Source organism: Wolbachia endosymbiont (group A) of Trypoxylon clavicerum (genome assembly GCF_947251665.1).
Lineage (GTDB): Bacteria > Pseudomonadota > Alphaproteobacteria > Rickettsiales > Anaplasmataceae > Wolbachia > Wolbachia pipientis.
This window is the reverse complement of sequence record NZ_OX366374.1, coordinates 1,036,355-1,053,778: the sequence shown is the minus strand read 5'-3', so window position 1 is coordinate 1,053,778 and position 17,424 is coordinate 1,036,355. Positions and strand designations below refer to the sequence as shown.

Sequence of the window (17,424 nt, the reverse complement as noted above, 5' to 3'; positions counted from 1 at the left end):
TATTATAAATAATATAACTAAGTGTTACTTAGGGCATGGGGATTTTTTTTAAATTTTTGGGAAAGATGCTAGGCAAGGTTTTTCCTGCCAAAACAGTAAGCTCTTTTTTGGGAATAGGATATTTACCAGGTTGGCAGAACTATTGGTCTTCTTTTTTAATATTATTTATTGTCGATGCTATATTAATTCTTACATATGGAGGCGAATATTTACTATATAAAATGCCAAATTCAGGAATAGTTGTAGCTGCTATTTTTACAAAATTGGCAATAGTTATGTTAGTAATGCAATTAATTGGAATATTTATTTTTCATGCTCAGGACCCTTCAGCAAACAGTGGTGAAGAAATAGTAATACAAATAGCGTCAGGGCAAGTACTGACTGTAGCACTTTCAATGCCAGCAATAATGTCAATTTATTATGCTGTAAGTAAACTCTATGGGAATATATGTAAGCAGATGTTTCAATGCCCATTTTGGTTTAATGATTTTATGCACTTTTTCTTTTTTCTTATGATACCTTACGTATTTTTTAATGTCGTAGAAGTGATAAAACCATGGCCAATAAGTTCAATACAGCTCAGCTATAATAATGCAATGTCAATTACATTTGAGGGGATTTTTCACACATTTTATGCGGTGATTTTACTGTATTTAATAGCATTTATATTCTGCGATTTAACTATGCATGATGCAATTGTCCTAAATAAGAGCATAATTCAGTATGTGAGGGAAAGTTCAGCAGTTTTAGGTGGTTATTTACATAGTGCTGCAAAAAAAATAAATATTGAATAGTACTTATTTATTTATATATTTAGTATAAAAAGTGTGCAATTTGTGTGAACTTACAAAGTATAATAAAAGAGTTACAAGATTTTTGGGCTAGTGAAGGATGTGTTATACTTCACTCATACACATCTGAAGTTGGTGCTAGCACATTACATCCCGCAACAATTATGTCTGCAATTGATACAAAACCGGCAAAAATTGCATATCTACAACCAGTAATTAGGCCAGCAGATGGTCGCTATGGCGATAACCCTAATCGTTTGTATCAACATCACCAATATCAAGTTATAATAAAGCCATCTGGTAATAATTTACAAGACGTCTATTTAGATAGCTTAAAAGTTCTTGGCATATCTACAGAAAAATATGATATTAAGTTTGTTGAAGATGATTGGGAAAATCCGAGCGTTGGAGCATCAGGACTTGGATGGGAAGTTACATGCAATGGAATGGAAGTAACACAGCTTACTTATATACAGCAAGTTGGAGGGATTGATTGCAAGATGATTCCTGGTGAGGTGGCATATGGGTTGGAACGTTTAGCAATGTGCATACAAGGTGTAGATAATGTTTACGATATAATTTGGAACGATAACGGTGTAACTTACGGAAATATTTTTAAACAAAGAGAATATGAATTTTCTTATCTAGCATTAGATTATTATGATACTAAAGTGGTACAGCAGCAATTCGAAGATACGGAAAAATTGTGCAAGTTCCTTATTGAAAAGGAGCTACCAATGGCAGCTTATGACCAATGTATTAAAACTAGTCACCTACTTAATCTGCTTGATGCAAGAGGTGTGCTTGGTGTGAATGAACGTACAGCTTATATTGGTAGAGTTAGAGAGCTGACAAAAAAATGTTGTGAATTGTACATGAGTAAATAGCGTATGTCGTTGCAGTTGTTATTTGAGTGCCTTTCAGAAGAAATACCACCGAGAATGCAGAATTCAGCTACAGTTCAAGTTAAGAGCTGTATTGCCAATGTTTTTAACAAAAATAATGTAAAATTTACGTCAATGGAGGTTTTTATAACGGCACGTCGCATTACCCTATTTGTCGACAACATAAATGCTTTGGAGCTAAAGGATTCCAATAACGAAGTTAAGGGACCAAACATTAACGCACCAAAAAGTGCTATCGAAGGTTTTTTAAGAAAATATCAGAAAAATGAAGAAGATTTGCTCGTTCGAAAAGTAAATAATGAGGATTTTTACTTCATTAAAAGAGAAAGCTGCTCATTTAACATCAGAGAATTCCTCAAAAATCAACTGGAGGAAATGCTCAAAAACTTTTCTTGGTTGAAGAGCATGAGATGGGGTGAAGGAAAAGAAAGATGGGTTAGGCCAATTAAAAACATTTTATGCATTTTAAATGATGAAATAATACCTGTATCTTTTGCAGGGATTACAGCATCTAACACAACATATGGCCATCGATTTCTCTCAAGTGGTACGGCGCTTACTGTTAAAACACCTAAAGACTATTTTGAATTGCTAGAAAAAAACAGTGTAATTCTCCAAATGGACAAAAGAAAGCAATTTATACTAGATCAGATTAATAAATTCACAAAAGAGCAGAATTTACAACTTGAGAAAAATGATTATTTACTAAATGAATTGACAGGGCTTATAGAGTGGCCAATCGTACTGTTTGGTGAAGTGAATCAAGAAAAGTCATTTGGATTACCGAAGGAAGTAATACTTAGTATAGTTAATACACAACAAAAATACCTTGCTTTAAGTAATGGAAAGAGAATTTCACACTTTGTCACTGTTGTCAACGTCAACAATGGTGAAGTTGTTAAAGGACACGAAAGAATATTAGAAGCACGTCTTGCTGATGCCCAATTTTTAATATCTCAAGATAAAAAGGAAAATCTAGATTATTATGTCAAAAAATTAGGTTCGATATTATTTCATGCTTCACTTGGCAGTGTGGGGGAAAAGGTAAAGCGTATTACGGCTCTGTCAAAGTATATAGCTATATTTATTCCACATGCTTCGCTGATAAAAGTTGAACGTGCTGCATATTTGGCAAAAGCTGATTTGGCAACATCGATAGTAAGAGAGTTTCCAGAATTGCAAGGAATAATGGATGGATATTATGCTTCTTATTTTCAAGAAGATAAAGAAATAGTGGAAGCTATAACTGAGCATTATAAGCCAATCGGGCCAGAGCAGGAGTGTCCTAAATCTCCTTCTGCAATTGCTGTGTCAATTGCAGACAAAGTGGATAGCTTAGTTGGTTTAATTGCAGCAGGTGAAAAAATCTCTGGTTCGTATGATCAATTTGGTTTGCGGAGAATGACAATTGGTATAATTAGGACAATACTTGAAAACAATTTGCATATTCCAATTGGGCTAATGATAGACAAGTCAGTATCTTTATATTCAAGGCTTCTATTTAATAAAAATACAACGTCAGTTGATAAGCCAAATAGAAAACAAATTTCAGAACTAGTATTTAGATTCTGCTTAGAAAGATTCAAGGTTATTTTAAAAAATAGAGATATAAGGCAAGATGTCGTAGATTCAATACTATATAAAATCGATATTAATGATCTGCTGACAGCAGAAAAGCAAACTGTTATATTGGATCGTTATCTTAGCACGCCAGAAGGTGAACAGATTCTAAGCACTTACAAAAGAGTCAGTAACATGATGAGCAAAGTAAGGAAAAGTGATGGCACTACTTATAGTGCATCTTACGGTAAGAGGCTTTTGATTGAAAATGAAGAAATTGCACTATCAAATTGTGCTATAACTGCTTGTAAAAACATAAAACAAGCAATAAAAAATAACCACTTTAATGCAGCGCTTGATGAACTTGCTGGTTTTGCTCCGTTTATCAATCAGTTTATGGACAGTGTAAAGATTAACTGTGATTCTGATAAGCTGAGAAGAAACAGATTATCTTTGCTTAAAAATGTAGTTTCCATCTTTCATTTAGTAGCAGATTTTAACCTCATACAGGTTAAGCAATGGATAAATGCTCAGGCAATATAAAGAACAAATCAAATCATCTCCACAGTCCTGTGGCGTGTATAAGATGGTTGGAGATAAGAATAAAGTTTTATATGTTGGAAAAGCAAAAAACTTGAAGTCGAGGTTATCCGACTACCTTCAATTCGAAAACCTTTCTGAACGAATTAGAGTTATGCTCTCACAGGTTATTAAGGTTGAAATATTCATCACTGAGAATGAAATCGAAGCACTGCTTCTTGAAGCACAGTTAATAAAATCATTGAAACCACTTTATAATATTGTGCTTAAGGATGGAAAATTTTATCCTTATATAACAATTTCCAAGCACGATTATCCAAGAATAGCAAAATATAGAGGCAAATTTAAGAAGAATGAGTTTCATTATTATGGTCCCTTTACATCTGCCGCTGCTGTTAAGCAAACTATATTGTCATTGCAAAAAGCTTTTCTCCTAAGAGTATGTTCAGATCAATACTTTTCCTCAACAAAAAGACCATGTATTGAGTATCAAATTAAGCGCTGCTCAGCACCATGCATAAACAAAATCACAAAAGACGACTATTGCCAATCAGTAAAACAGGCACGAAATACATTGCTTGGAAGAAATAAGGAAGTGAAAGAACAGTTACTTTTCACAATGAGAAAGTGCAGTAGTGAAGAAAACTATGAGCTTGCTGCTATATATAGAGATCGGGTAAAGTTTCTTGAGCAAATTCAAATACAGCACACGGATTTTTCTTTTGAAAAAGATGCAGATTTCTTCAGTATTGTACGTGAAGAGGATCTAGCATGTATTAGTGTGTTATCGTTCAGAAATAAAGACAACTACGGCAGCACTCCTTACTTTGCCGAGAACTGTGGTGATCACTCAAATGATGAAATTTTATCCACCTTTTTGGTCAATTTTTATAATTCAGCTAACATACCTCCAATACAAATTTACGTTCCAGATTCTATTGTGGATAAGGAAATTATAGAACAAGCACTATATAAGGTTGCTCAAAAGCCAGTAAAAGTTCTGCATGCAAAGAATAAAAAAGAGCGTGATTTATTAAAATTTGTTTACAATAGCTCTCAGCGTAGCTTAGAGCAGAAGCTTATCGATTATAGAAATAACCTAGGCTCTGTGGACAAAATTTTAGAGAAGCCATACAAGAGCTCCAACAAAATTGAGAAAACCAATAAAAACCTCAGCAGTTTTATCAAATCTGGAAAAAATGCGCCTAAAATTTTTAATTTTACCAAAAAAACACTCAATCAAATGACGTTCTTTGTAGATATGCTCATCGTAATACCTTTGCACTTTTCGATTCCGTTTTGGCGGAATAACTACTGTACATCCCTTGTCTTCAAGACTTGTAACAAAGGCATTGCTATCATAGCCCTTGTCAGCTACTACAGTAGAGTTATAGATACTTTCGGTCAACACTTGTGCCTGCGTAATTTCATTTCTTTGACCAGGAGTCAGAGTAAATTTAAGTGGATTTCCAAGTGCATCGACAAGCGCATGTATTTTAGTTGTAAAGCCACCTTTGCTCCTCCCTAAAGCTTCTTGATCCTTGGAGTTTTTTGTATATCCAGATGAACATGGATGGGCTCGGATGATCGTACCGTCGATTATAGCAACTTCTAAATCAGGCTCTTGTTTAGTATATTCAAGCAATTTTTTCCAGACATCTCTTTCACACCATCTTTTAAATCGCTTATGTATACTCCTGTAATTACCATAAGTTTTTGGTAAAAGTCTCCATTGGCAACCACTTCGCACTATGTACCACACTGCCTCTATGAATATTCTTAAACGTTTTTCATCTTTGCTGTGCATTCCTTTTACGCTTTTTATGAACTCTAAAATTTGTTTCCAATTTTCCTCTTTGATGTAATATTGCATATGGTAGTTTCTCCATTTTTTACCTATTAGGCTAAACTACCATCTTTTTCTCTCTTTTCATATTTTTTGTCCACAGAGCCTAGAAAAGCTTGAGGAGCTTAGCAAAGTTTTCTTGTTACCAAGCATTCCAAAGCGTATCGAGGTTTATGATAATAGCCATATTTCTGGAAGCCAGCAAATTGGTGTAATGGTTGTTGCAGGGCAGGAGGATTTTTTAAAAAGTGAGTACAGAAAATTTACTATAAAAGAAGAAATTTCAGGCGATGACTATAAAATGATGAAAGAAGTGCTGACCAGACGTTTCTCCGGCAAGATAAAGGACATAATTCCTGATTTTCTATTGATTGATGGTGGACTTGGGCATGTTTCCATAGTACAGAATGTACTGGAAGTATTGAATATAAACGTTCCTTTTGCTTGTATGGCAAAAGGTCCTGATCGTAACGCAGGAAATGAAAGATTTTATATGCTGGGCAGGGAAGAATTCAGTCTGGCAAATGACAGCAAAGTCATGCTTTGCTTACAATCGCTGCGTAATGAAGCCCACCGTTTTGCGATAACTTCACATAGAAAAAAACGCGATAAACAGTTTATAGTTTCACAATTAAGCAAAATACCCGGCATTGGCAACAAAAGAAAAAAAGCGTTGATGTCTTATTTTGGTTCAGTAAAAAATATAAGCAAAGCTTCTCTGGCTGAAATTCAAAACGTACATGGAATTAGTAAAGGTTTAGCAGAAGTCATTCTTAAATAAGTGAATTATAAGAGAGGAGTACTGGAATGACACAAAACCCGTTTTATTATTAGGGAATTTATATCTTAAAACCGCAAAAAAAGGTGTGCGTATTTGTGAAAAAAAATCTCCATAAAATTTGTGAAGCAATGTGGTGGGACTAGTGCGATTCGAACGCACGACCTTCGGATTAGGAGTCCAACGCTCTATCCTGCTGAGCTATAGTCCCGTGTTTCCTACCATCTATGTAAAGTTATAGCAAAAAATCCTTCTCTTTTCTAGGCTCTGTGGACAAAAAATATGAAAAGAGAGAAAAAGATGGTAGTTTAGCCTAATAGGTAAAAAATGGAGAAACTACCATATGCAATATTACATCAAAGAGGAAAATTGGAAACAAATTTTAGAGTTCATAAAAAGCGTAAAAGGAATGCACAGCAAAGATGAAAAACGTTTAAGAATATTCATAGAGGCAGTGTGGTACATAGTGCGAAGTGGTTGCCAATGGAGACTTTTACCAAAAACTTATGGTAATTACAGGAGTATACATAAGCGATTTAAAAGATGGTGTGAAAGAGATGTCTGGAAAAAATTGCTTGAATATACTAAACAAGAGCCTGATTTAGAAGTTGCTATAATCGACGGTACGATCATCCGAGCCCATCCATGTTCATCTGGATATACAAAAAACTCCAAGGATCAAGAAGCTTTAGGGAGGAGCAAAGGTGGCTTTACAACTAAAATACATGCGCTTGTCGATGCACTTGGAAATCCACTTAAATTTACTCTGACTCCTGGTCAAAGAAATGAAATTACGCAGGCACAAGTGTTGACCGAAAGTATCTATAACTCTACTGTAGTAGCTGACAAGGGCTACGATAGCAATGCCTTTGTTACAAGTCTTGAAGACAAGGGATGTACAGTAGTTATTCCGCCAAAACGGAATCGAAAAGTGCAAAGGTATTACGATGAGCATATCTACAAAGAACGTCATTTGATTGAGTGTTTTTTTGGTAAAATTAAAAATTTTAGGCGCATTTTTTCCAGATTTGATAAAACTGCTGAGGTTTTTATTGGTTTTCTCAATTTTGTTGGAGCTCTTGTATGGCTTCTCTAAAATTTTGTCCACAGAGCCTAGATTTCTTGCATAACCAATTTATGAAGACAAAAAACATTTCTGTACTTCTTGAGTATAATGCTATTATATTTAATAACATGGTTTAAGTAAGATTAATGCTAGTTAACAACATTGGTTATTTCTATAACAATCAAAACGACTTTGCTTTAAGCAATATAAACATTAAAGTAAAGAAAGGAAATGTTGCATGTTTATTGGGGCATTCTGGCTGTGGCAAGTCAACAATTTTGAAATTAATTGCGGGGATAGAAAATCCAAAATCTGGAACTATTTTTATGAATGATAGGTTAGTTGCAAGCAATAAGGCATCAGTCGCTATAGAGCATAGAAATATCGGATTGATTTTTCAGCATTCTGCATTATTTCCTCATAAAACAGTAGTAGAAAATATAACCTTTGCTATCCGCAGCTCTTCCAAGAGAGAAAAGCACCTAATTGCATTGGAAATCTTGAAGTTACTCAATATAGAAAAATATGAAAATATGTACCCTAACGCCTTATCTGGAGGACAGCAACAATTAGTTGCAATAGCAAGAGTGATGGCACAAAACCCTGATGTTGTGTTGTTAGATGAACCATTTTCTAATTTAGATATACTGCTCAAGTGCAGAATAAGACAACATATATTGTCCCTTTTCAGAAGTAAAAATATCCCTGTGCTAATGGTAACTCATGACCCGCAAGAAGCATTGAAAGTTGCAGATTTTATCTACGTAATGAAAAATGGTAAAATTATTCAATCAGGAGTTTCTAGCGATATATACCATAAGCCTAAAGACGATACGCTAGCAAAGTTTTTTAGTGAGCTCTCTTCTACTCTACAGTTAAGCGAAAAGTTTCCACTTATTCGCTGCAAGAAAATAATCTAGTTTGGGATTGTTATAAAATAATTAAAAAACCTTGATTTATAATTAAATAAAGGTGATATAATCTATGTGTTACTTGACTTCAGTCAAGTTTTAATATTTAAAGGTCAATATTTTAAATGGAGGTGAAAATGAGTTTAGGACCATGGCAATTGTTTCTAGTCTTAATAATAATTTTAGTTCTGTTTGGTGCAGGCAGATTACCGCAAGTTATGGGTGATTTAGGAAAAGGCATCAAAAACCTTAAACAGGAGCTTAAGGACTCAGAAAAATTATCGTCTAATGAACCGGATCGTTAGCGTCCTCATACTTCGTGACATGCACCTTAGTGCATGTCATCTGTTTAAAAACTTAGTAAGGTTAAAAAATGAAAGAGATGAAGTGTTGGTGTGAAATAAATAACAAATATTGAAATACAGCAACAACTATGTTAGCTTAGGAGGAATATTTTATTAAAGGATAATTGTGCAAAAAAGTGAGAAACTAACTAAAGATAAAAAACTAGCTTCTGATATTCTAAAAGAGGTTGCAGATACCAATAACAATGATAGCGATAAAGTAACTTTGTTTGACATTAAAACAGCTTTGCATGAGCGAGGTTTTGGTATTTTGATAATCATCTTCTCCTTGTCGCTATCGGTGCCTATACCGGTTCCACCTGGTTATACAACTATTCTTTCTATACCTTTAATCTTATTCTCACTGCAGCTTCTATTTGGATTTGATTCTCCTTGGATGCCCAGTTGGCTAGAAAGAAAATCTTTTCAGCGTTCAACACTAGCTCTTGTGGTAGAGAAAACTTCCTCTGTATTAGAAAAAATAGAAAAATTCATGAAGCCAAGACTGTCTTTCATTTTCTATGGGCCTGGTGAGAAGATTCTGGCTTTTATGATGTTGCTTTGTGCAATAATAATAGCTCTTCCATTACCTTTTACTCACTTCCTTCCTGCAATTGGCACAACTCTTATTTCACTTGGTATTATGAGTAAAGACGGGTTTCTATCCATATTGGGAGTTTTAGTGTCATTGTGTGCGTTGTTGCTTACCCTTGTTGTAATAGTCAAAGGACCACAACTTATAACCGGAGCACTTTCTCTTCTTAAAAGCTTTACAACACTTTAACAAAAGAACGAATTACTAGCGCAAAATGAATAATGCATATTGAAATAAAACAATAATTGTGTTAAGAATTATTTTTATCAAAGGTTTTTCGTGTCAAAAAATGATAAGTTGACTAAAAGTGATAAATTAGCTTCTGATATTCTAAAAGAAGTTGCAGATACCAATAACAATGATAGCGATAAAGTAACTTTGTTTGACATTAAAACAGCTTTGCATGAGCGTGGTTTTGGTATTTTAATAATCATCTTCTCCTTGCCGCTATCGGTGCCTATACCGGTTCCACCTGGTTATACAACTATTCTTTCTATACCTTTAATCTTATTCTCATTGCAGCTTTTATTTGGATTTGATTCTCCTTGGATGCCTAGTTGGCTAGAAAGAAAATCTTTTCAGCGTTCAACACTAGCTCTTGTGGTGGAAAAAACTTCTCCAGCATTAAAAAAAATAGAAAAGTTCATGAGACCAAGAATGTCTTTTATTTTCTATGGGCCCGGTGAAAAAATTTTAGCTTTTATAATGCTGCTTTGTGCGTTATCAATAGCTCTTCCACTACCTCTTACTAACTTCATTCCTGCAATTGGTACGACTCTTATTTCGCTTGGTATTATGAGTAAAGATGGGTTTCTGTCCATATTGGGAGTTTTAATATCATTGTGTGGGCTATTGCTTACTCTTGTTGTAGTAGTCAAAGGGCCACAACTTATCATTGGGGCATTTTCTTTTCTCAAAAGCTTCGTATATGGTTAGGCTTTACAATACCTTAACAAAAAAAAAGGAACTTTTTACACCAATCGATAAAGATCATGTGAAAATGTATGTTTGCGGACCAACAGTATATGACACAGCACATATAGGCAATGCACGGTCTGTTGTTGTGTATGATGTGTTATTTCAGCTACTTAAGTTTTGTTATGGCAAAGTTACCTATGTGCGTAACATAACCGACATTGATGATAAGATAATTAATGCAGCAAGTGAAAAAAATAGCAACATAGAAAGTATCAGCACATATTACACCAAGGCTTTTCATGAAGATATGAGAAGCATAAATTGTGCAGAGCCAACACACGAGCCAAAAGCAACGGAAAACGTAGATTATATTATAGAATTAATTGAACATTTACTGCAATCAGGCCACGCTTACGAATCTGACAAACACGTGTATTTTAATATAGAATCTTACTATGAGTATGGTGCTTTATCAGGAAAAAAAACTGATGAATTGGTTCCAGGTAGCAGAGTTGAAGTTAATGAAAATAAAAAGCACCCGGGAGATTTTGTGCTGTGGAAGCCTGCAAGTGATATTGACTACAAACTTTCAAGTTATTGGGATAGCCCATGGGGAGAAGGAAGACCAGGATGGCATATAGAGTGTTCAGCGATGTCATATGCTTATCTTGGCAAAGATTTTGATATTCATGGTGGCGGTATAGATTTACAATTTCCTCACCATGAAAATGAAATTGCACAGAGTAAGTCTGCATTTGCTGGATCAATGTTTGCAAAATACTGGATACATAACGGTTTTCTTACAGTAAATGAAGAGAAAATGAGCAAGTCCTTATTTAATATAGTCAAAGTAAGGGATTTGCTAGATAGTGGAATAAAGGGTGAAGTAATACGCTATGCACTGCTCAAAACTCACTACAGAAAACCACTTGATTGGACAGAAAACGTTATTTCTGACGCACAGGAAACCTTAAATAAATTTTATCGGTTATTACGTGGTTTAGATACAACAAATATTGATGAAAGTAACGCAGAGATTTCTAAAGATTTTATAGACGCTTTAAAAAACGACTTAAACATTCCTGAAGCTCTAGCTATATTACATGAAATGGCTGCAAAAATTAACAAGATGAGTAATGAAAGTGAAAAGCTTAAATTAACTGAGAGTTTTATTAAGAGCGCCAGATTTATTGGTCTTCTTGAGTCAAGTTATCAAGAGTGGTTTACTGCTGGTGTGAGTCATCAAGAAATAGAAAGATTGATAGATTTAAGAAGAGCAGCAAAACAAAATAAAGATTATAATACTGCAGACAAAATAAGGGATCAGTTGAAACAAATGGGGATTACAATTTCTGACAATGAAGATGGTACAACAACTTGGTAAACTCATATGGAAAATTACTTTCTGTTATTCACAGATAGTCTAGTATCATCATTAGTCTTACCCATACATCAAGGTTTTGTGTTCAATACTATGCTTTATTTCAGGTCGTATTACACTCCACTACTTATGTTATTTTTTGGAGTACTAGGATCAAGCCTTGGTGGAATAGTTAATTGGTACTTAGGTAGAATAACAATCTCTATACGAAAATCATACCACAAATTAGAAAACGAATATACAACGCCAAAAGTTACAAAAAATTTGCTAATTTTTGCAACTTTATTACTTTCATGGGTGCCAGCACTTGGAAGTGTGATTCAAATTTTATCAGGTTATTTTAAGTTAAACCTTTATATCCTTGTCCCTTTAATCATTCTATCTAATTTCTTCTATTTGTTATATCTAATACTTACTTTTGGCGTATAACAGCTATAGTACTGCAGCTATTAAAGCCCAAGTCATAGGATGGATGCACCATGAGCTAAAAGCAATTCCACAAGCTCTTGGTGATTATATTTAGCAGCATAATGTAATGCTGTCTTTTCTTCATTATTTTTGGTGTTAACGTCTGCGTTGTGTTTTAGTAATATTTTTGCTATATCAACTCTTCCCACAATAGCAGCAAGGTGTAGTGAAGTATTACCATTTTTACTCTTGGTATTAATATTACTACCTTTTTGAATAAAAAATATTGCCCTACCTAGCCCACGTGAAGCAGCTAGATGTAATGGCATTTTATGGTATTTAGCATTAACATCAACTCCTTTGCTTATAAGATATTCTACTATATCCGGTTTTTCATTACAAACAGCTAAATGTAATATAGTACCGTCGTATTTATCGATGTCGGCACCTTTATTAAAGAAATATTTCACTATTTCTAGGCTCTGTGGACAAAATTTTAGAGAAGCCATACAAGAGCTCCAACAAAATTGAGAAAACCAATAAAAACCTCAGCAGTTTTATCAAATCTGGAAAAAATGCGCCTAAAATTTTTAATTTTACCAAAAAAACACTCAATCAAATGACGTTCTTTGTAGATATGCTCATCGTAATACCTTTGCACTTTTCGATTCCGTTTTGGCGGAATAACTACTGTACATCCCTTGTCTTCAAGACTTGTAACAAAGGCATTGCTATAGTAGCCCTTGTCAGCTACTACAGTAGAGTTATAGATACTTTCGGTCAACACTTGTGCCTGCGTAATTTCATTTCTTTGACCAGGAGTCAGAGTAAATTTAAGTGGATTTCCAAGTGCATCGACAAGCGCATGTATTTTAGTTGTAAAGCCACCTTTGCTCCTCCCTAAAGCTTCTTGATCCTTGGAGTTTTTTGTATATCCAGATGAACATGGATGGGCTCGGATGATCGTACCGTCGATTATAGCAACTTCTAAATCAGGCTCTTGTTTAGTATATTCAAGCAATTTTTTCCAGACATCTCTTTCACACCATCTTTTAAATCGCTTATGTATACTCCTGTAATTACCATAAGTTTTTGGTAAAAGTCTCCATTGGCAACCACTTCGCACTATGTACCACACTGCCTCTATGAATATTCTTAAACGTTTTTCATCTTTGCTGTGCATTCCTTTTACGCTTTTTATGAACTCTAAAATTTGTTTCCAATTTTCCTCTTTGATGTAATATTGCATATGGTAGTTTCTCCATTTTTTACCTATTAGGCTAAACTACCATCTTTTTCTCTCTTTTCATATTTTTTGTCCACAGAGCCTAGGCTCTGTGGACAAAATTTTAGAGAAGCCATACAAGAGCTCCAACAAAATTGAGAAAACCAATAAAAACCTCAGCAGTTTTATCAAATCTGGAAAAAATGCGCCTAAAATTTTTAATTTTACCAAAAAAACACTCAATCAAATGACGTTCTTTGTAGATATGCTCATCGTAATACCTTTGCACTTTTCGATTCCGTTTTGGCGGAATAACTACTGTACATCCCTTGTCTTCAAGACTTGTAACAAAGGCATTGCTATCGTAGCCCTTGTCAGCTACTACAGTAGAGTTATAGATACTTTCGGTCAACACTTGTGCCTGCGTAATTTCATTTCTTTGACCAGGAGTCAGAGTAAATTTAAGTGGATTTCCAAGTGCATCGACAAGCGCATGTATTTTAGTTGTAAAGCCACCTTTGCTCCTCCCTAAAGCTTCTTGATCCTTGGAGTTTTTTGTATATCCAGATGAACATGGATGGGCTCGGATGATCGTACCGTCGATTATAGCAACTTCTAAATCAGGCTCTTGTTTAGTATATTCAAGCAATTTTTTCCAGACATCTCTTTCACACCATCTTTTAAATCGCTTATGTATACTCCTGTAATTACCATAAGTTTTTGGTAAAAGTCTCCATTGGCAACCACTTCGCACTATGTACCACACTGCCTCTATGAATATTCTTAAACGTTTTTCATCTTTGCTGTGCATTCCTTTTACGCTTTTTATGAACTCTAAAATTTGTTTCCAATTTTCCTCTTTGATGTAATATTGCATATGGTAGTTTCTCCATTTTTTACCTATTAGGCTAAACTACCATCTTTTTCTCTCTTTTCATATTTTTTGTCCACAGAGCCTAGTTTAGGGGTAAGAAAAATTATGGCCCGCAAATTAATCCAAACACATAAGTGTAGTGTTACCACCAAATGCTGTAGTGTTAACACTTACAACTTTTTCTGTAGAAAAACGCTGTAAATAATGAGGACCACCAGCTTTTGGCCCAGTGCCAGATAGTCCTCTACCACCAAATGGTTGTATCCCAACTGCTGCACCTATCTGGTTACGGTTGATGTAGACATTTCCAACTGATATTTTTTTACTTATAGTGTCAATTTGACTTTGTATACGACTCTGCAAAGAAAACGTGAGTCCATATCCAGTACTATTTATATCACTTATAACTTCATTTAATTGTGACTTGTTAAAACGTATGATATGTAAAATAGGACCAAATACTTCTTGCTTTAATTGCGAAATTTTTTGTATCTCATAAATATATGTAGGAAAGAAATAACCATTATGAGAATTTGTATCCATGGGTACTTTAAATAACAGATTTGAATCTCCGTCCTCTGACATTTTTTGCGTATGTTGAGTTAGCATATCGATAGATGCTTTGTCAATTATTGGACCAATATCAGTACTAAGTTGTATTGGGTCACCAATCTTGAGTTCTTGCGCTGCACCGCATATCATTTTTATCTGCTTCTCTGCTATGTCCTCTTGAATAAACAGCACTCTAAGTGCAGAACAGCGTTGGCCGGCGCTGCGAAACGCAGAAAGTACAACATCCATAGCCACTTGCTCTAAAAGAGCAGAGCTATCAACTATCATAGCATTGAGCCCTCCTGTTTCAGCAATAAGTGGTACGATAGGACCATCCCTATTTGCAAGCATTTTATTGATTATTTGAGCAGTTTGTGTTGAGCCAGTAAAAGCTACTCCGGCAATTCTATTGTCTGGAACTAATATTTTGCCTAAATATCCACCATCCCCAGGAATGAGGTGTAACACATTTTTTGGTATCCCAGCTTCGTGTAGTATCTTAACAGCTTCATAGGCAATAATCGGCGTTTGCTCTGCCGGTTTTGCAAGCACCGTGTTACCTGCTGCAAGTGCAGCTGAAACCTGCCCAAGAAAAATAGCAAGTGGAAAATTCCATGGTGATATGCATAAGAAAACTCCCCTGCCTTCAAAAAAGATGAAGTTATCTTCACCTGTTGGACCTGGCAATTTTTTCCAGTCGCTCAGTTCATTCTTTGCTATCATTGCATAATAACGCAGAAAGTCAATTGCTTCCCTTACTTCTGCTATTGCATCGGATAAAATTTTTCCTGCTTCCACAATCAGAATGTAAATTAACTCTTTCATCCTTTCCTCAAGCAAATCTGCAGCTTTTTCGAGGTATTTAGCGCGCTCTACTGCTGAAACATTCTGCCACTTAGTAAAAGCACTATGTGCTATTTCAAGAGCGTTTAAAGCTTGATCGCTTGTTGCACTTGACACTTCTCCAATTACATTTTCCAAATGTGCAGGATTCACTACTTCGATAAATTCAGCACTGTCAAATAGTGCTTTTCCATCAATTATTGGTCCAACTTGCCACTTTTTTTCACTAAAACCCTTTATATCATCTGCAAATTGTGAGACTATCACAGAATCACTAATATCCATCCCCAAGGAATTTTTTCTTTCTAGTCCCAAAATATCTTGTGGTAATGGAATGCCTGGATGAGGTTCATAATTAAAATTTATAGCTTTTTCCAGTGGATCTGAAATTAACTCATCGATTTTAACGTTAGGATCACTTATTTGATTAACAAACGAACTATTAGCTCCATTTTCAAGAAGGCGTCTTATAAGATAAGGCAACAAGTCACTATGTTCCCCAACGGGTGCGTAGACACGACAGCTAACATTTGTTGCAAGCTCTGACATTGCATAATCATATAAGTCTTTTGCCATTCCATGTAAGCGTTGAAATTCAAATCCAGGGTGGTTTTTATCAGCAAGTTCCATAATAGAAGCAAAAGTATAGACGTTATGAGTTCCAAAGCATGGGTAAAAGCTGTTTGGTTTACTCAAAAGTTTCTGTGCGCACACGAGGTAAGATACGTCAGTATAGCTTTTTCTTGTAAATACTGAGTAATCATTTAATCCCAATTCTTGCGTACGCTTGATTTCTGAATCCCAATATGCACCTTTTACAAGCCTCACCATAATTTTATGATTTGATCGAATAGCAACATCCTCTACAAAGTCAAGAGCAGACAAAGCACGTTTTTGATATGCTTGTACAGCCAAGCCGAGCCCTTCCCACTCAGAAAGTGATTCATCAAGCCGTAATTGTTCAAACAAGATTAAGGAAATTTCAAGCCTTTCTGTTTCTTCTGCGTCTATGCATAGTGAAATGTTGTATTTTTTTGCCTCGCGGCAGAGCTCTAAAACCTTAGTGAATATCTCACCAGCAATTCGGCCAAATTGACTAAATTCATAACGTGGGTGTAAAGCAGAAAGTTTGATTGAAATTCCATGGGATTTAAAACAATCATTTATTTCAGTGGATTCACCTATAGCTTTTATTGAATGCATATATGAATTAAAATACTCTTCTGCATCCTCAGCTGTGTGAGCAGCTTCACCGAGCATATCAAAAGAGTATAAAAACTTACTATTGTCATCTAGTTTTGCGTACCTTAAAGCTTCTTCTATGGTTTCTCCAACAACAAAATGATTACCAAGCATAGACATTGCTTGTTTTACTGCTTTGCGAATGATCGGTTCTCCTAAATTCTTAAGTAACTTAGAAATTGCGTAATAGAACTTCGAATCGCCTTCATTATCTCTCAATATACTGCTACCTATCATCAAGCTCCATGTGGAAGCATTAACAAACAACAAAGAAGAGTGCCCTAAATATTTATTCCATTCCTGATTGGCAATTTTATCTTTGATTATTTCGTCTATTGTATAATCATCTGGTATTCTAAGTAGCGATTCAGCAAGGCACATCAATGCTATTCCTTCATCATTGGAAAGCGAGTATTGCTGCATAAAGGAATCTACAATACTTAATTTATTGTGTTTGATTTTTTCAATAACTTGTTTTGCAATATTATAAATTCTACTTTTTGAATCAGCTGAAAGCTCTGCTTTTTCTACAAGATAACGTATATAACTCTTTTCATCAGTACGATAAAACCCTTGTAAACGTTTTCTGAGTTCATTAGGTTCTTGTATAGAGCTTATCATATATAATTATCTCCAAAAAATACT

Annotated in this window: 15 protein-coding genes, 1 tRNA gene and 2 pseudogenes; 12 read left to right on the top strand and 6 right to left on the bottom strand. The window is 34.9% G+C overall.

Features of this window, described 5'->3' with window-relative positions:
• The first annotated feature begins 35 nt into the window (after positions 1-35).
• The 4 genes and pseudogenes from OPR60_RS05455 to uvrC all read left to right on the top strand — a co-directional run.
• Entirely contained in the window at positions 36-794 is a 759-nt protein-coding gene (locus tag OPR60_RS05455) for a phosphatidylglycerophosphatase (RefSeq protein WP_265040184.1), read from the top strand.
• Positions 795-838: 44 nt separating this feature from the next.
• The gene (locus OPR60_RS05450) at positions 839-1,678 is read left to right on the top strand and encodes a glycine--tRNA ligase subunit alpha (protein WP_265040183.1); all 840 of its coding nucleotides are present in this window, start codon (positions 839-841) and stop codon (positions 1,676-1,678) included.
• A 3-nt stretch (positions 1,679-1,681) separates the two neighbouring features.
• The gene (gene glyS / locus OPR60_RS05445; protein ID WP_065094591.1) at positions 1,682-3,799 is read left to right on the top strand and encodes a glycine--tRNA ligase subunit beta; all 2,118 of its coding nucleotides are present in this window, start codon (positions 1,682-1,684) and stop codon (positions 3,797-3,799) included.
• Positions 3,783-4,916 (top strand): annotated as a pseudogene (gene uvrC / locus OPR60_RS05440) (excinuclease ABC subunit UvrC); the annotation flags it as partial. The gene glyS and the pseudogene uvrC, both read left to right, overlap by 17 nt.
• Here uvrC and OPR60_RS05435 read toward each other — a convergent pair.
• Positions 4,917-5,669, bottom strand: coding sequence for an IS5 family transposase (locus OPR60_RS05435; protein WP_265039632.1), 753 nt, complete (start codon positions 5,667-5,669; stop codon positions 4,917-4,919). It lies immediately after the preceding pseudogene.
• 76 nt (positions 5,670-5,745) lie between these two features.
• On the opposite strand from OPR60_RS05435, the pseudogene OPR60_RS05430 reads away from it, so the two are divergent.
• Positions 5,746-6,423: pseudogene (locus tag OPR60_RS05430) on the top strand (helix-hairpin-helix domain-containing protein); the annotation flags it as partial.
• A gap of 131 nt (positions 6,424-6,554) precedes the next feature.
• On the opposite strand, the gene OPR60_RS05425 reads toward OPR60_RS05430, so the two are convergent.
• Positions 6,555-6,631 (bottom strand) — tRNA-Arg (locus tag OPR60_RS05425).
• Between the two features lie 132 nt (positions 6,632-6,763).
• Between OPR60_RS05425 and OPR60_RS05420 the strand changes: the two genes are divergently transcribed.
• From OPR60_RS05420 to OPR60_RS06895, 7 genes are all read left to right on the top strand, one after another.
• Complete coding sequence (locus tag OPR60_RS05420) at positions 6,764-7,516, top strand: IS5 family transposase (protein WP_265039632.1); 753 nt, start codon at positions 6,764-6,766, stop codon at positions 7,514-7,516.
• Between the two features lie 116 nt (positions 7,517-7,632).
• Positions 7,633-8,406 (top strand): ABC transporter ATP-binding protein, encoded by a 774-nt coding sequence (locus tag OPR60_RS05415; protein WP_265040181.1) that lies wholly within the window; start codon positions 7,633-7,635, stop codon positions 8,404-8,406.
• 128 nt (positions 8,407-8,534) lie between these two features.
• The gene (gene tatA / locus OPR60_RS05410; protein ID WP_006013840.1) at positions 8,535-8,702 is read left to right on the top strand and encodes a twin-arginine translocase TatA; all 168 of its coding nucleotides are present in this window, start codon (positions 8,535-8,537) and stop codon (positions 8,700-8,702) included.
• A gap of 166 nt (positions 8,703-8,868) precedes the next feature.
• On the top strand, positions 8,869-9,525 hold the full coding sequence (locus OPR60_RS05405; protein ID WP_265040179.1) for an exopolysaccharide biosynthesis protein: 657 nt from the start codon (positions 8,869-8,871) through the stop codon (positions 9,523-9,525).
• A 90-nt stretch (positions 9,526-9,615) separates the two neighbouring features.
• Positions 9,616-10,272, top strand: coding sequence for an exopolysaccharide biosynthesis protein (locus OPR60_RS05400; protein ID WP_007549323.1), 657 nt, complete (start codon positions 9,616-9,618; stop codon positions 10,270-10,272).
• A complete protein-coding gene (cysS, locus tag OPR60_RS05395; protein ID WP_265040178.1) occupies positions 10,265-11,638 on the top strand; it encodes a cysteine--tRNA ligase in 1,374 nt (457 codons plus the stop codon). Before OPR60_RS05400 ends, cysS begins: the two co-directional genes overlap by 8 nt.
• A 6-nt stretch (positions 11,639-11,644) precedes the next feature.
• A complete protein-coding gene (locus OPR60_RS06895) occupies positions 11,645-12,064 on the top strand; it encodes a YqaA family protein (protein ID WP_065094587.1) in 420 nt (139 codons plus the stop codon).
• Between the two features lie 32 nt (positions 12,065-12,096).
• Here OPR60_RS06895 and OPR60_RS05390 read toward each other — a convergent pair whose 3' ends face one another.
• The 4 genes from OPR60_RS05390 to putA form a co-directional block, all read right to left on the bottom strand.
• Positions 12,097-12,552: an ankyrin repeat domain-containing protein gene (locus OPR60_RS05390; protein WP_265040176.1), complete on the bottom strand. Its 456-nt coding sequence runs from the start codon at positions 12,550-12,552 to the stop codon at positions 12,097-12,099.
• Positions 12,540-13,292, bottom strand: a complete 753-nt coding sequence (locus OPR60_RS05385; protein ID WP_265040175.1) for an IS5 family transposase — start codon at positions 13,290-13,292, stop codon at positions 12,540-12,542. Before OPR60_RS05385 ends, OPR60_RS05390 begins: the two co-directional genes overlap by 13 nt.
• Positions 13,293-13,392: 100 nt before the next feature.
• Positions 13,393-14,145, bottom strand: coding sequence for an IS5 family transposase (locus OPR60_RS05380; protein ID WP_265039632.1), 753 nt, complete (start codon positions 14,143-14,145; stop codon positions 13,393-13,395).
• A gap of 114 nt (positions 14,146-14,259) precedes the next feature.
• Complete coding sequence (gene putA / locus OPR60_RS05375) at positions 14,260-17,400, bottom strand: bifunctional proline dehydrogenase/L-glutamate gamma-semialdehyde dehydrogenase PutA (RefSeq protein ID WP_265040174.1); 3,141 nt, start codon at positions 17,398-17,400, stop codon at positions 14,260-14,262.
• Positions 17,401-17,424: the final 24 nt, after the last annotated feature.